Source organism: Gemmatimonas sp. (assembly GCF_027531815.1).
Classification (GTDB): domain Bacteria; phylum Gemmatimonadota; class Gemmatimonadetes; order Gemmatimonadales; family Gemmatimonadaceae; genus Gemmatimonas.
Genome location: NZ_JAPZSK010000005.1, coordinates 33,884 through 48,228, shown reverse-complemented (window position 1 = coordinate 48,228; position 14,345 = coordinate 33,884). Strand labels below are relative to the sequence as shown.

The window sequence follows — 14,345 nt, the reverse complement described above, 5'->3', positions numbered from 1 at the left end:
GCGAGACCCACGGCACGCCAGCGGCGACCACCTGTCCTCGCGTCCGCACCTCGGCCCCTTCTTGCGGACGGGGCCGGGGCCTGGACCGCACACGGCTAGACGGTCAGCAAATCCGCGGGAGCTGCTCGCCAATCTGCATGGCGATCACCCGCTGGGCACCAATGGCTGTTCGGGCCACCAACATCCCTGGATGTGCGGACGTGACCTCACCGATAATGGCCGCGTTCGCGCCCCGTGGATGCGCCCGCATAGCGGCCAGCACAGCCTCCGCGTGCTCTGGCGGAACAATGGCCAGCAGCTTCCCTTCATTGGCAACGAAGATGGGGTCCATGCCCAGGATCTCGCACGCCGAGGCGACCTGCGGCAGCACCGGCAACGCCGCTTCGCGGATGACGATACCCACCCCGGCAGCACTCGCAATTTCGTTCAGCGATGACGCCACCCCGCCGCGCGTGGGGTCGCGGAGCACGTGGATGTCGGTCGTCACGCTCAGCATGGACTCCACCAGACCGTTCAGCGGCGCACAGTCGCTCACGATGGTGGTGTCGAACTCGAGTCCTTGGCGCACGCTCATGATGGCCATGCCGTGATCGCCAATGGTGCCGCTGACGATCACCCGGTCACCCACCTGCGCACGTTGCGGCGCAATGCGCACGTGGTCGGCGATCACGCCGATACCCGACGTGTTGATGTAGCAGCCGTCTCCATGGCCGCGTTCCACGACCTTGGTGTCTCCGGTGACGATGCGTATGCCAGCGTCCTTCGCGGCCTGCGCCATGTCACTCACGATGCGGCCAAGGGTCGCCATGGGCAGCCCTTCTTCCAAAATGAAGCCCACACTCAGATACAGCGGCGTGGCACCACTCATCGCGAGGTCGTTCACAGTGCCGTTCACAGCCAGCGCGCCAATGCTGCCACCCGGAAATTCGAGCGGACGCACCACGAAACTGTCCGTGGAATACGCAAGGCGGCCCGGCGGCAGTGTAAGCACCGCCGAATCGGCCATGCGATCCAGCACGTCGTTGCTGAACGCCGGCCTGAACAGGTGCTCGACGAGCTCGTTGCCCAACTGCCCGCCGCCGCCGTGCCCGATCACGATGGTAGGATAATCACGCAGCGGCAGCGGACACGTCCAGGTGGTGCCAATCGCTTCAGGCAATGGACGTGGCCCGTTCGAGGGTGTGGAAGCGACCATAATTGAAGTACGCGGCGCAGGCCCCCTCACTGGACACCATCGTGGCGCCAAGCGGTGCACGCGGCGTACACTGCTTGCCAAACGCCTCGCACTGACTCGGCTTGATCGCGCCCTGCAGCACCTCCCCAGCGCGACAGAGCGAGCTTTCCGTCGTGCGAATGGCACCGACATTGAACCGGTGCTCGGCGTCGTAGTCCGCATACGCGTCGCTGAGGCGCCAACCGCTGGCCGGAATGACACCAATGCCGCGCCAGGCACGGTCGGTGACCGCAAACACCTCTTCGAGCAGCGCCTGAGCGGGCGCGTTGCCGTCGAAGGTGACCACGCGTGCATAGGCATTGTCCACCCGCGCTTCGTCGTTCTCGAGGCACTGCACGGTGCGGCGAATCCCTTCCAGCACGTCCAGCGGTTCGAAGCCGGTAATCACGATCGGTACCTGGTGACGTGCGGCCAGCGGCGGATACTGCCAGAACCCCATCACGCTGCACACATGGCCAGCCGCAAGGAACGCCTGCACGCGGTTGCCTGGCGCCGACATGATCGCGTCGATGGCGGGTGGCACCAGCACGTGCGAGACGAGCATGGAGAAGTTCTTCAACCCTTCGCGCTTCGCGATATGTACGGCCATCGCATTCGCCGGCGCGGTGGTCTCGAAGCCAATGCCAAAGAACACCACCTGCTTGGCCGGGTTTTCGCGCGCGATTTGCACGGCATCAAGGGGCGAATAGACGATGCGGACATCCCCGCCGTCACTCTTTACGCGGAACAGATCGCGGTCGCTGCCTGGCACGCGCAGCATGTCACCGAAGCTGGTGAAAATCACGTCTGGCAGCGCCGCGATGGTCAGCGCCTTGTCGATCATGTCGAGCGGGGTCACGCACACCGGGCATCCGGGGCCGTGAATGAGTTCGATCTCCGGCGGGAGGAGCTGATCGATGCCGTTGCGCAGGATGCTGTGCGTCTGGCCTCCGCACACTTCCATGATCGCCCAGGGCTTGGTCGTCATGGCCCGGATCTCCCGGGCCAGCTTCTGTGCCATGTCGCCGTCGCGGAACTCGGCGAGATACTTCACGGCAGCACCAGGTCGCAGCTCTCGCCATGGGGGGCCGCGTACTCCTCCGGCGTTGCTTCCCCCAGCTCCTCCTCAAGGATGCCGAGCTCGCGGAAATGCCGCAGTGTTTCCTGCGCGGAGGCTTCGTCGATACGGCTGATGGCGAAGCCCACGTGTACGATGGCGTAGTCACCGACGATGGCATCGGGGAGGTACGCCAGGCAGACCTGCTTCTGGATCCCGCCGAAGTCGAGCTTCGCCATACGGGTCCCATTGGCTTCGAAGATATCCACGATTTTTCCGGGAACGGCGAGGCACATGGTCAGCTCTGTGACGTAAGAAGGTCTGCGGTGATGTCGGCGGTGGCCCAGAGCATCACGCGGTTGTTGCCGGAATCCGCGATAGCCATGCGGCCATCGTGCATCCAGAGTCCATACGGCCAACAGAGGGTGTCGTCCGCGACCGCCTTCCACCGGTTCTCACCAGCTGCATCGAAGTTTTCCTGCCCGATCACGCTCTGCGCAAGCGATCCTGCGCCCTGCGTAGGCGGCGCGGGCCAAAAGAGCACGCGGTTGTTGGCCGTATCCCCCACCGCGAGCAGGTCGCCGTTGCTGGCCAGTCCATACGGGAAACGCATGCGGTGTGCTCCCTGCCTGCGATGTGGCAGTTCTGCATTGGAGGTAAAGTCGGGCTGGCCAATGACCGCAGTGGCTGGCCCATCTACCAGCGGTACCGGATTCCACCCCAGCACGCGGTGGTTGCCCGCATCCGCCACGTACAGCGTTTCACCGATGCCGGTAATGGCGTGCGGCCAGCGAAAGGAGCTGGCGCTCACGTCGGCGCCACGATTCTCATCGCTCGAGGTGAAGTCAGGCTGGCCGAGCACAATGTCCGCCGGCTGGTCTGCGGTTGGTAGCCCATGCCACCCCAGCACCCGACGGTTGCCAGTGTCAGCGATCCAGAAGACGCCGGCGTGCCAGCCAATACCGTACGGCCAATAGAGGCCGGCCGCAGTGACGCTGCCACCGCGGTTTGGCTGCGCATCGGTGAGCTGGTGCTGGCCAATGGCATAGGCGGGCGCCGTGCCGGAGACGGTGGGGATGCCGTCCCACACCAGCACGCGGTGATGCCAGGCATCGGCAACACAGAGGTGGCCGCCCACCACGAGTACACCGGTGGGCAGGTGCACGCCGTCGATCGCGTCGCGCGGCCCCTCGGAGGTGAAGTCGGGCTGACCGAGCACTACGTCGGCGTCGGCACCATCGTGCCCGGGAATGCCGTGCCAGATCATCACGCGATGATTACCGGAATCGGCCACGATGAGCACATCGTCGTTGAACCAGACGCCGCGCGGGCCGTACATCTGCGACGCGGTCGGTTGCGCCGAGGGGAGAGCCAGGCCGAATGGCGATGCGGCGCCGAGGCGCACCAGCGGCTTCATTCCGGGCGCACCATGACCTGGCCACCGTCCACGCGGACGGGGACCTGCTCCAGTTGTGCCTGCGGTGCGGTAAGGCATTCGCCGGAGAGGCAATCAAAACGAAAGCCGTGCCACGGACAGGTGATGGTTCGCGATTCCATGTCCACCATCCCCCCATCAATTGGTAGCCCCTGATGGGCGCACGCGTTGTGGAAGGCGGAGATCTGGTTCTCGAAGCGCAGCAACACCAGACTCTTGCCGTTCGTGAGCTCCATACGGAACGGCTTCCCTTCCGTCAGGTCGGTCACCGCTGGTCCGGAGAGCCAGCCGGCGTTGGCGCCGCCGCGCTGGAGTGCCACCAGCGGGATCACGGCGGCCGTTGGCTCGTTAGGGACGACTTCGATGGCGGTGATTTCCGGGCACTGCTCCCGGAGGGCCTCTTCGACGCCATTGCGCAGGGTCACCGCGCTCATGCTGCAGCCGTTGCAGGCACCGGCCATCTTCACGTATACGGTGCCGTCCTTCACGTCGACCAGCTCCACGTCACCGCCGTGCGACTGCGTGTACGGCCGGACCGTCTCCACGACGTTGGCGACACGGGTGCGCAAGTCGGCCTTCACGATGCCGTGCATGGCAAAGAGGGCGTAGACATTCGGGTCGTCCACCAGTTCGAGCAGCAGTTCCATTCCGCGCGGATCGGCCTTCAGGGTGCGCACGATTTGGGTGAGCCCAGCCTTGTGGAAGGCCTCGACGGCATCTTTGAGTGCGACCGCGCGCGTCCGGTGGTCAATTGGCATCCCCTTCACGTCAGTGAGCGCTGCTTCCACCGCCTTGGCGCGCAGCGCGAGTTCGGAGTCTGCCGTCACGGGGGAGCTCGCTGGTGGGATCGCGGTGGCCTGACTCATTCGTCCACCACCTGAAACGCGAGGCGCTGCTCCAACTGCTCGTCGGTCTTGATGCGCAGCACTGCCGCGAAGGCACTCCGAGCCATGGCGCTCATGGCCTGCTCGACGGTCATGTCCGGCATGAGTGTGGCGGTGTTGGGCCGCCGTGCCAGCGCCTGCAGGATGAACGCTGACCCGGCGACGTTGTCGAGCAGAAAGTCGCGGAATAGCGCGGCCGTGAACTCCTCAAGCCAAACGCCCGCGCCATTGGGGTCGGTGCGCAGCCTTTCGAGCGCCGGCACGGGGCCCCCGCAGCGCTGCTCGACGCGGTCGACAAACCGTTCGATGGCCGCATTGAAGAAGAAATCGAACTGCTGCCGTGCGTGGATATCCATCAGGCGCCGCCTCCGGTGGTCGCGTCGCTGCCGGAAGCCACGGTGGACAGTTGGGCATTGATCCGCTCGAGCTGCTCGAGAATGGACGCGGCCAGCTCGGCTTCGCCATGCCAATGGAGCAGCTTGTGCGCTTCGGTGAATTTTTCGGTGGCGGGCTGAAACATCCCGAGGTGTGCGAGCGCGTTGGCCTGGTTGGCGAGGAGGCGGGCGTAGCCGAGCGGGTCCATGGCCCTATTGCGGACCTCGAGCAGCTGTTCGTAGGTCTCGACGGCCTGGATCAGGTGTTCTTCCGGGCGTGCCGAGGGCAGGTACTGCAGCGCGTTGGCCATGTTGAGCATCGTGCTGGCCCACGCTTCGAGATGTGTCTCTGGCGTGTACACCTTGAGCGCCTCGCGGAAGCTCTGCACCGCCACCGCGTGTCGCAGTTTGTCGCCTGCGTCGGTCATCGGCATGCTGAGATAGGCAAGCCCGATATTGTTCTGGGCCAGCGCGTACGTCTCCGGCGTGTCCTCCAGCGTGATGCCATGGTGCAGAGCATCCTGGTACGTCTTGACGGCCTCGACGAGCATGTCGCGGCGCTCGCCCGAGGCTTCGTGCAACGTGATGGCGAGCCCGATACGCAGGTCGCCGCGCAGATGCGGTAACGGTGTATCACCCGCGAGCGCGATGGCGCTGCGCCAGAGCGACACCGTGCGCTGCACCGAGGCTTCGGGAAGGTTGGGCTGGAGTTGCGCGAGCTGAGCGGTAAGCTGGGCGGCCAGTACGGGGGAGCTGTGTTGGCAGGCGGCGATGCCCTCGGCGAGCCGCGCCGCCGCGTCGGCCTCGTGCCCGGCGTCGATACTGGCCGCCGCACGAGCCATCAGCACATTGGCGCGGAGTTCGCCGTGAACGAGAGTGTCACTGGGCAGCTCGTCGACCGCGCCCTGCACGAACATCGCGGTGGCCGTCATGGCCTGCAGCACGGCATCGCCACTGTTCAGTGCGCGCCGGCAGCCCGCCTCATCGCCACCGAGCACGAAGCGGTTGTAGCCGGCCAGTGGCGACGGGTCGTCACGCAGCGCCGCCAGCGCTGCGTCGATCTGCCCCTCCAGCGCATCGCCCATGAAGTGCCAGGCGGTGGGCATGACGTCCGGTACGGCGCCGCGCATGAGGGCGGCGCGCGCCGCGTCAGCCGTGGGCTCGGTGCAGTCGGGAAGCAGTAGCAGGCCCGCCGGGTATGGAAAGATGCCGAGCGGCTGCGGATGCGAGAGAGACACAGACATCAGAACCCCAGAGGAGGGTGCGGGAGATTTCGGTTGGCGGCATTTACCGTCCACTTCGCGGCTACCTCGGCGCGCTGACGCGTGGGGTAGTCGGCAATTCGATGACGTACGATGTAGTCCGGCCGGTCTGGCACCATCAGAATCTCGAGGGTCAGCACAAAACGTCCCTGTTCCTCGGTGATAATCGCACGACAGTCGATGGCCTCGGATGAGCGGAGAGGCTCAGGCATCAGGCTCGACCAGGGCCACGCGCAACGCCCCGTTGGCGTCGTCCCAGAAGGCCGGCCGGGTGCCGTGTGGGATCACGTCGTCGAGCGTCTCGCGAACAAGCACGCTCCGGTCGCCACGCAGGTTGCGCTGCTTCAGGATCAGCCCACCGGCTGCGGCCCCGCGGGTGGGCAGCAACCACAGTTCCGGTCCGCGTCGCAGCGCGACCAGCACGTTGAACGGGAAGAACTCCTGCGCCACCTCGGCGCGCAGGACGAGGTAGCCGTGGTCCGTGAATTCGACGTCACGCCGCTGCATCGTGCAACTCCGCCAGCAGCAGGTCCGCCAGACGGTGCATGGACGCCTCGACGGCCGGCGACAGCGCCTCCCCCACGGTGAAGTGCTGTCCCTCGATCAGGTACACCGTGATGGTCTTCGGGTACTCTTCTTTCAGCAGCCAGCGCGCAAAGGCCAGCGCGTGGTCCCAACGAAAGGCATGCAGGTTGATGCCGGCCAGCGGTGGGAGATGCTCCACCTCGCTGCCAGGCAGTTTGAACAGTGCGCCGGGTTCCGAGCCGCTACGACAGGCGTCCACCAGGATGACGTGCGGCACACCTCGCATCTGAAAGGCGACATCCATGCCACCCGTGCCGCCATCGGCGCAGCGCACGCCAGCGGGCACGCCGCGTTCCCACAGGGAACGAATGAACACCGGCCCAACGGCATCGTCGCCGCGCAGGATGTTTCCACATCCGATGATCAACGTGCGAACGGGCCCGGCATCCTTCACCGGGCCCGACGCCTCGTGATGTACCGCCGAAACGGATGGCGCACGCACCTCCGGAGTCATCCCATCTCGCCGATACGGAAGCTCGACAGTTCCTTGCCGGTCTTTTCGTCGTAGGCGTGTACCGTGCACACCAGGCACGAATCGAACGAGCGGGCCACGATGCCCATCTCGACCGGATCGGTGGGATCCTTGATTTCCGCACCGATGAACGCTTGCTCCATGGGTCCGTTGATGCCGGTGCCATCGCGCGGGCCGATGTTCCACGCGGTCGGTGTGATCACCTGATAGTTCTCGATGCGACCATTGCTGATCACGATCCAGTCTGACAGCGAGCCGCGGGCCGCTTCCGTGGCACCAAAACCGCGCCCTTCGGTGTGCTCAATGGGCTTGGTATAGAACTTGTCGTGCAGGTCGAGCTGATCGAGCCACTGACGCACCCAGACGGCGTACTTGGGCGCTTCGTGCATGCGGGCCATGACACGGGTCAGCACGTTCGGACCGATGGTGTTGACCGCGTCGAGGATGAACGGATCGTAGTCCTGATGGCTGGCGTCAGCGGCGCGGCCGGCGATGATCTGGCGCGAGAGCGGGCCGGCCTCGAGTGGCATGGTCCCCACATTCGGCACATTGTAGCGCGGCGATTTGGCCCACGAGTACTTGCCCTGCTTGTGGCCATCGAGTGGATCGATGGGATCGGTCTCGCCTTGCCACGGGTGCAGCAGGCTCTGGCCACGGTAGAAGGAGTTCGTGATGTCTTCGCGTACGTTAAGGTGGTCGAAGTCATGGAACGCCTTCTTGCTGCCATCGTAGATGCCGGAGCGGCTGATCAGCGCCGCGTTCCGGCCATCGACGGTCGGGTTTTCGTACAGTTCCGGCTTGAAGTAGGTACCGGTGGCGATGAACGAGCCGCATCCCTGGCCAAACTTGTCGAGGCCCGCCCGCAAGGCGAAGCGCAGGAACAGGCCGCAGTCGGAATTCCGTTGGCTGTCGTTCTCGTCGGCCCACACCAACAGGTCGTTCCAGCTCTTTATCTCCATCCAGCGCTCGACCGAGCACCCAAGCCACTGCTTCTCCAGCCATTCGCGCTTCCAGTAGTCGAGGATCGCGATCGCGCGGGTGACATCAGAGAGCGTCGGGGCGCACATGACGCCACCGGGGATCATGAAGCTCGAGTGTGGCCACTGTCCACCGAACAGGGCGTAGATCTCGACTGGTTTGCCTGAGAGCGTGACGCCGGGCTCATAGCTGGTGCCGACAAACGGGGCGAAGCGGCGCACCACTTCGTCGTATTCCGGCAGGTGGGCGTAATTCTTGTTGGTGAGGTCGATCGCGAACAGGGCGTAAAACCAGCGCGGGATACTCAGCAGTGTCTCGCAGGCCTGCGCGATGTTGCGGATGAGCGTTGCGTTGCGCGGCACGTGCGTGCGCCACGCGGTGTCGAGGGCATAACACGCCTTGTACAGGTGCGAACCGCCGCAGATGCCGCAGATGCGTGGTGTGACGATCAGGCCGGCCTGCGGGTCCTTGCCGCGAAGAATGATTTCGAACCCGCGAAACATCGATGCTTCCGTCCACGCATCCGTGACAACACCATCTCGCAGCGTGACGCGCAGGTCGAGGTCACCCTCGACGCGTCCGAGCGGGCTGATGCGCATCTTGTCCGGCATGGGCAGTGTTGACGTTGCCACTGTGATTGAACTCCGGTGGGAATAGAGGGGTCAGACCACGAACATGTCTTCTTTCGACCACTTCGGCGCTGCGACGCGCGCGGCAGCGGCATGTGCCATGTAGGACACGTGGTCGGAGCCGGTCGGTACTTCCTTCGGGATCGTGCCACTGATCTTCTGCGTCTTGAACACGGTGCCGGGCTTGAGCTCGTGGAACGGGAACTCGGGTTCGGTGCAGCCGGTGCAGGGCATGCCGGCGCGCGTCTTGGAGCTCTGTCGGTTCCAGAGGATGCGGTTGCATGGAGAGCGCGTCATTGGGCCGCGGCAGCCCATTTCGTAGAAGAGGCACCCCTGACGCGTGCCCTGACCGAACTCCACGGTACTCTGCTTGTACTCGAAGTACTGCACCCGCGTGCAGCCGGTCTGCGTGAAGGTCTTGAAGAACGTCTGCGGGCGCTGCAGTTCGTCGAGCGCAATGTCGCCGGCACGGCCGGCCGCGATCGCCACGAGGATCTGCGTGATCCAGTCCGGATGCGCCGGACAGCCGGGAATGTTGATGACCGGGAGCCCCCACTTCGACACGAAGTCGGCGCCGAGGAATCCGCCCTGCTTTCGCTTCAGGTATTGCAGGCCGACGTTGTCCACCGGGTTCGGTTCCGTGGCGGGGATACCGCCCCAGCAGGCACAGTCGCCAATGGCCACGACGGCGCCAGCCTGCGCCGACAGCTCGGCCACCCAGTCCTTCATCGGGCGGTCAGCGAACATGTTGAACCGCCCCGTTCCGTTGGGGCCGAGGATGACGGTTCCCTCGAAGACGAAGATGTCGAGCTGCTTCTTGCCCGAGGCCAGGTCATGGAAGAGGCGCTGGGCGTTCTCGCCCATTTCCATCCCGATCGACGGGTGCCACAGTAGGTCGACTCCAAAGTCCGTCACGAGGTCGACCGCGGTCGGTTCCTCAGCATTCAGAAACGACATCGTGTTACCCGAACACGCACCGCCCTGCAGCCACAACACGGTCGCCATTGCGTCCTCTCCAGAACCTTCGAGGTTGAGCCATCCGTTGATTGCAGCACAATCGGCCCGTGCACAAAGGCCAGCAATAGCATGTTCTGGCTAGTCGGGTGAGCTCCGGCGGCATGTCACCGTGGCCAGCCCCGGACCCCGGACAGCCGGGCTTCACTCCCGTCCGCTGCTGGTGCGCCCAAAGACGATCAGCCCGCGCTGGACCGCCGTCCGCACCAGCTCGGCCTGATTGTGCACCCCCAGCTTCCGCATCAGGTTCGCGCGGTGCCGCGTGGCCGTGTGCGGGGAGATGGCGAGCTGTTCCGCTGCCTGGGAGGTCGTCTGCCCATTGGCAATCAGTTGCAGCACTTCACGCTCGCGCGCGGTGAGGTCGCTGGATTGCACCGAGACGTTTTCCAGGCGTCTCTGGTTGATGCCGGACGCCAGATACCGCTGCCCCGCCAGCACCGCGTTCATCGCCTCGAAGAGCTCGTCGTCCATCGCATCTTTCAGCAAGTAGCCGTCGGCACCATCGCTCATGGCCTGGGCGACAAACTGGTCATCGTCGTACATCGACAGCACCAGGATACGCGGTCGACGCGGCATCTTGCGGAGTTGGCGCAACGCCCCAAGGCCATCCAGCTTGGGCATCGACAGGTCGAGGAGGACCAACGTCGGCCGGTGCCGGGCGATGAGGTCCAGCGCCATCGCGCCGTTGCTCGCTTCCGCGATCACCCGATACCGTCCATCGCTGGCCAAGAGGAGTGCGAGGCCGCGGCGCACCAGGGCGTGGTCATCGACCAGCAGGACCGTAGGCCGTTCCAGTGTCATACGATAGGTGCCGTGACCCGAATGGTGGTGCCTTCGCCGGGAGCGGAGGTGACGGCAAACTGGCCCCCCAGCATCGTGATGCGCTCGCGCATGCCCAGCAACCCGAGACCGGACGATCGTTCGCTCGGGTCGAACCCCACGCCGTTGTCCGCAACGCACAGCTCGAGCGTGTTGCGGTCGCTGATGGCCACGCGGATCTCGACACGCGTCGCCTCGGCGTGGGCTGCCACGTTCGTCAGCGCTTCCTGCGTCACGCGAAAGAGCGCGGTTTCCAGCTCGGTGGGCAGGCGTTCGTCGAGTGGCTGCATCAGCAGGTGGATCTCGAATCCGAAATGCTCACCGCTCTCGTGGGCCAGCTGCTGCAGCGCCATGTCGAGACCGAGCCGATCGAGCGTCGGCGGGCGAAGGCGGCGGGCCAGGACCTTGAGGCGGGTGGCGGCGTTATTCACTTGCGTCCGGAGGTGCGCGAGCTGCTCGCGCAGCGCCGGCACTTCGGTCGGCATCAGCCGTCCCATCGCCTGCAGCGAGAGCTTGACCCCGACCAGTGCCTGACCGGCCTCATCGTGCAGCTCGCGGGCAATGTGCTGCCGCTCCTCCTCGAGCCGCATTACGTGACGGGCAGAGAGCGCGCGCATTTCCTGCGTCTTGTGCGCCAGCGCAGCCCCCAGGCGGGCATTCTCAATGGCAACCGCCGCCATGTTGGCCACCGACTCCAGGAAGGCCGCATCTTGCCAGTTGAAGGGGCCGTTGCTGTCCCGACGGTGCAACTCGAAGAATCCCAACACCACGTCCGCGCCGGTCCTGATCGGCACGGCAATCGCGTACATGATCTCCCCGAGGTCGTCGGGCGGCTCGCGCGCGGGATCCTGCGCGTAGTCGGCAGAGAGGTACGGAAACTCGGTTTCCAGCACCACCCCCGGGATACCGACGTTCCGGGGCCAACGGCGCCGCCGCTCCAGCCACATGCCGTCGCACCAGTATGCCAACGACTCCATGACGTTCTCTTCGGGACCGTCCCCTGGGACGACGAGTCCGCCATGGCCCCCGTCGGCCTTGAGCAAACGCGCCGCATGCTCCGCCATATCGCGCACCAGGCTGACCGGATCGCGTTCGCTGCTCACGGCCGCGCTGAACTTGAAGAGCGCTTCGAGGCCGCGCGCCCAGTTCTCAAGCTGCGCCAGCAGTTGCGCCCGATCGAACGCGACGGCTGCCTGCTGCGCAATCGTCTCGAGCACGCGCAGGTCGGGCGTCCCGAACCTCCCGTGTCCGCATCGCGCCGCCACCAGCAGGAGCGCGACGGGGTGCCCTTGGTGGTGCAGCGCCGGAACGGCGATGACGTCGGGCCAGGGTGACGCCGGTGCACGCGCCACTCGGGGGCTGTCGGCATGCGCCGCGAAGGGTTGCCGGTGTCGCAGCAGCCAGTCGATGAAGGTCCGTTCCTCACGAGTCAGGGAAGGACCCGACACCAGCATCTTGCGCCGGATGCGCGCTTTGCTGGAGAGGGTGCTGTCCACGACTGCGGCGACGATGACGTCATCCGCACGAAACGTCCGAACCAGGGCGGCCGCCAACGCCCGGGCCAGCGCCAGGACATCGGGCTCGCTGACGGATGCACGCGCGCACTCGTACAAGGCCTCGGTGACGGCGGCGGCCGTCGCTGTCCCAGCGGGTACCGCTGACGGCAGCGGAGGCTGCGTCACCTCTGCCGACCGTACCGTCACGCGGGCGTATTCGTGGCCGCCAGGGTGCGGCGACCCGAATACAGCGCATCGAGCCAGGTACCCATGCCCACGCCGGTCTTGGATGAGAGCGAAAGAATCCGCATCCCCGGCCGTACCGCCTCGATGGCGGCCTGCGCCGCTGCCGCGTCGAAGTCGCATGCCTCGGCCAGGTCCATCTTCGTGATGATCGCCACGTCTGCCGAGTTGAAGATCGTCGGGTACTTGAGTGGCTTGTCTTCCCCTTCGGTCACCGAGAGCAAGACCACGCGGGTGGCTTCGCCCAGGTCGTAACTGGATGGGCAGACCAGGTTGCCGACGTTTTCGATGAACAGATAGTCCAGTTGCGAGAGATCCCACGCATCGAGGAAGTCGCCGATCATCTCCGCTTCGAGATGGCAGCGTCCGTGTGTGTTGATCTGCCGGACGTCCGCACCACTGCGGGCCAGACGACGGGCGTCGTTGTCGGTCTCGAGATCACCCACGAGGGCCGCCACGCGTGACCCACCCGCGACCAGTTCACGCATCGTCCGTTCCAGCAGCGCGGTTTTCCCGGTACCGGGACTGGAGACGAGGTTGACCACATAGACGCCCGCCATCTCAAACCGCTGCCGCAGCGCCCGCGCCAGCTCGTCATTCTTCTTGAGGATGCCAGCGCGCACCTCAACGATCCGTGTTCCGCTCACAACTCCACCTCGATTGACGACACTTCCAGTTCTCTGCCGCGGCGAATGTCGCCGCTCGGGGTTTCACACACGGGGCAGCGAAAGCGGTTGACCCCGGCCAGCTCCCGCTCAGCATTGCACGTCATACACCAAATCGCCACCGGAACGTCGGTGATCACCAGCCGTGCACCGGCAACGCGGGTGCCCTCGGCGGCAATATCAAACGAAAACAGCAGGGCGCCAGCTTCAACACCAGCCAGACGCCCGACCAGCACATGCACGGCGGCCACCTTCGCGGCCGCCGCTTCTACGGCGGCCGCTTGAGCGAGGTCCACGATCCCACGGGCCAGTCCAAGCTCGTGCATGCCGAACGGTCCTACTTGTTGAGGTTCTTCCCGAACGCCTTGGCGAGACGGAGCGCGAAATTGATGGCACGATTCACGTCCGGGTCTCGGAGCTTCAAGGCCAGTCCGATCATACCATGCTGCCGGGGATGGGTTTCCTTTGCGGTGCTGTAGGCCCGAGCGAACAGGTGGCCCACCTCGGCCAGCTGTCCGACCACCACCGGGTCGAGGATACCGGATGCGACCAGCTCGTTTCCCGCCTGTACCAGCTTGGGCAGGGACTGCATCGTCCGCCGCATCTCCGCCAGGTCCAGCGTCGAGCCGGCATTGCGCAGGTCGTTTACGCCGTCAGCGATCCCTTCGGCGATCTCGTCACCACGGCGCAGGAAGCCGTCCATCGACTCCAGTGCAAAGGCCGCCAGATCGAGCTTGGCAATGAGGGCGCGCACCGTTTCGATCGTCTTGGGCTCTCCGAGCTGGTCGATCAGCCCCGAGCTGGCCAGCCGCTGAAAGGCCGGCGTGGCCGAGATGTCAGCCACCTGGGCGCCGGCGCGCGCCAGCTGCGGCAGCTTCTCCATCAGCCCGGTCGTCCCAGACTCTGTCATCAGGGTCCGGATATCACCTACCGAGTCCGATACGTTGTCGGCAATGGTGTCCGCTCGGCTGAGAAAGCCATCCAGCGCCTCCACCGCGAAAACGATGATGTCCATCCGATCGAGGAGCTTGTTCAACGACTCCACCGTCTGCGGATCCGACAAGCGAGCGAGTAGCTGCTCTTGTCGCTCGGTGTTCCCGTCTGCCAGCCCGAACGCCATGATTGATCTCTCCATTCCTGCTGGGGTGCCTGCCATGTTCACACACGGTACGCACCGGTACGGCGGCTGGTTATAGCGTGATATTGCTATTCCCGTGGT

General features: G+C 65.2%; 16 protein-coding genes. All 16 read right to left on the bottom strand.

Features of this window, described 5'->3' with window-relative positions; all coding sequences use genetic code 11:
• Positions 1-103: 103 nt before the first annotated feature.
• Entirely contained in the window at positions 104-1,195 is a 1,092-nt protein-coding gene (hypE, locus tag O9271_RS06445; RefSeq protein WP_343213874.1) for a hydrogenase expression/formation protein HypE, read from the bottom strand.
• Positions 1,152-2,267: a hydrogenase formation protein HypD gene (gene hypD, locus O9271_RS06440; RefSeq protein ID WP_298267352.1), complete on the bottom strand. Its 1,116-nt coding sequence runs from the start codon at positions 2,265-2,267 to the stop codon at positions 1,152-1,154. The genes hypE and hypD overlap by 44 nt, the downstream gene beginning before the upstream one ends.
• The gene (locus O9271_RS06435; RefSeq protein WP_298267349.1) at positions 2,264-2,566 is read right to left on the bottom strand and encodes a HypC/HybG/HupF family hydrogenase formation chaperone; all 303 of its coding nucleotides are present in this window, start codon (positions 2,564-2,566) and stop codon (positions 2,264-2,266) included. The genes hypD and O9271_RS06435 overlap by 4 nt, the downstream gene beginning before the upstream one ends.
• A gap of 2 nt (positions 2,567-2,568) precedes the next feature.
• Positions 2,569-3,687, bottom strand: a complete 1,119-nt coding sequence (locus O9271_RS06430) for a hypothetical protein (protein ID WP_298267347.1) — start codon at positions 3,685-3,687, stop codon at positions 2,569-2,571.
• Positions 3,684-4,532 (bottom strand): NifU family protein, encoded by an 849-nt coding sequence (locus O9271_RS06425; RefSeq protein ID WP_298267344.1) that lies wholly within the window; start codon positions 4,530-4,532, stop codon positions 3,684-3,686. The genes O9271_RS06430 and O9271_RS06425 overlap by 4 nt, the downstream gene beginning before the upstream one ends.
• 35 nt (positions 4,533-4,567) lie before the next feature.
• Entirely contained in the window at positions 4,568-4,945 is a 378-nt protein-coding gene (locus O9271_RS06420; protein WP_298267342.1) for a hypothetical protein, read from the bottom strand.
• Entirely contained in the window at positions 4,945-6,207 is a 1,263-nt protein-coding gene (locus tag O9271_RS06415) for a hypothetical protein (RefSeq protein WP_298267339.1), read from the bottom strand. The genes O9271_RS06420 and O9271_RS06415 overlap by 1 nt, the downstream gene beginning before the upstream one ends.
• Before the next feature lie 222 nt (positions 6,208-6,429).
• Complete coding sequence (locus tag O9271_RS06410) at positions 6,430-6,732, bottom strand: hydrogenase maturation protease (RefSeq protein WP_298267336.1); 303 nt, start codon at positions 6,730-6,732, stop codon at positions 6,430-6,432.
• Positions 6,719-7,264: a hydrogenase maturation protease gene (locus O9271_RS06405; protein ID WP_298267334.1), complete on the bottom strand. Its 546-nt coding sequence runs from the start codon at positions 7,262-7,264 to the stop codon at positions 6,719-6,721. Before O9271_RS06405 ends, O9271_RS06410 begins: the two co-directional genes overlap by 14 nt.
• Positions 7,261-8,871 (bottom strand): nickel-dependent hydrogenase large subunit, encoded by a 1,611-nt coding sequence (locus O9271_RS06400; protein WP_343213877.1) that lies wholly within the window; start codon positions 8,869-8,871, stop codon positions 7,261-7,263. The genes O9271_RS06405 and O9271_RS06400 overlap by 4 nt, the downstream gene beginning before the upstream one ends.
• Before the next feature lie 51 nt (positions 8,872-8,922).
• Positions 8,923-9,894: a hydrogenase gene (locus tag O9271_RS06395; RefSeq protein WP_298267330.1), complete on the bottom strand. Its 972-nt coding sequence runs from the start codon at positions 9,892-9,894 to the stop codon at positions 8,923-8,925.
• Between the two features lie 153 nt (positions 9,895-10,047).
• Complete coding sequence (locus tag O9271_RS06390; protein WP_298267328.1) at positions 10,048-10,704, bottom strand: response regulator transcription factor; 657 nt, start codon at positions 10,702-10,704, stop codon at positions 10,048-10,050.
• On the bottom strand, positions 10,701-12,404 hold the full coding sequence (locus O9271_RS06385) for a GAF domain-containing sensor histidine kinase (RefSeq protein ID WP_298267326.1): 1,704 nt from the start codon (positions 12,402-12,404) through the stop codon (positions 10,701-10,703). The genes O9271_RS06390 and O9271_RS06385 overlap by 4 nt, the downstream gene beginning before the upstream one ends.
• Positions 12,405-12,421: 17 nt before the next feature.
• A complete protein-coding gene (gene hypB, locus O9271_RS06380) occupies positions 12,422-13,084 on the bottom strand; it encodes a hydrogenase nickel incorporation protein HypB (RefSeq protein WP_298267324.1) in 663 nt (220 codons plus the stop codon).
• 20 nt (positions 13,085-13,104) lie between these two features.
• Positions 13,105-13,452: a hydrogenase maturation nickel metallochaperone HypA gene (gene hypA / locus O9271_RS06375; RefSeq protein WP_298267322.1), complete on the bottom strand. Its 348-nt coding sequence runs from the start codon at positions 13,450-13,452 to the stop codon at positions 13,105-13,107.
• An 11-nt stretch (positions 13,453-13,463) separates the two neighbouring features.
• Complete coding sequence (locus tag O9271_RS06370; protein WP_298267320.1) at positions 13,464-14,246, bottom strand: DUF1641 domain-containing protein; 783 nt, start codon at positions 14,244-14,246, stop codon at positions 13,464-13,466.
• Positions 14,247-14,345 lie beyond the last annotated feature (99 nt).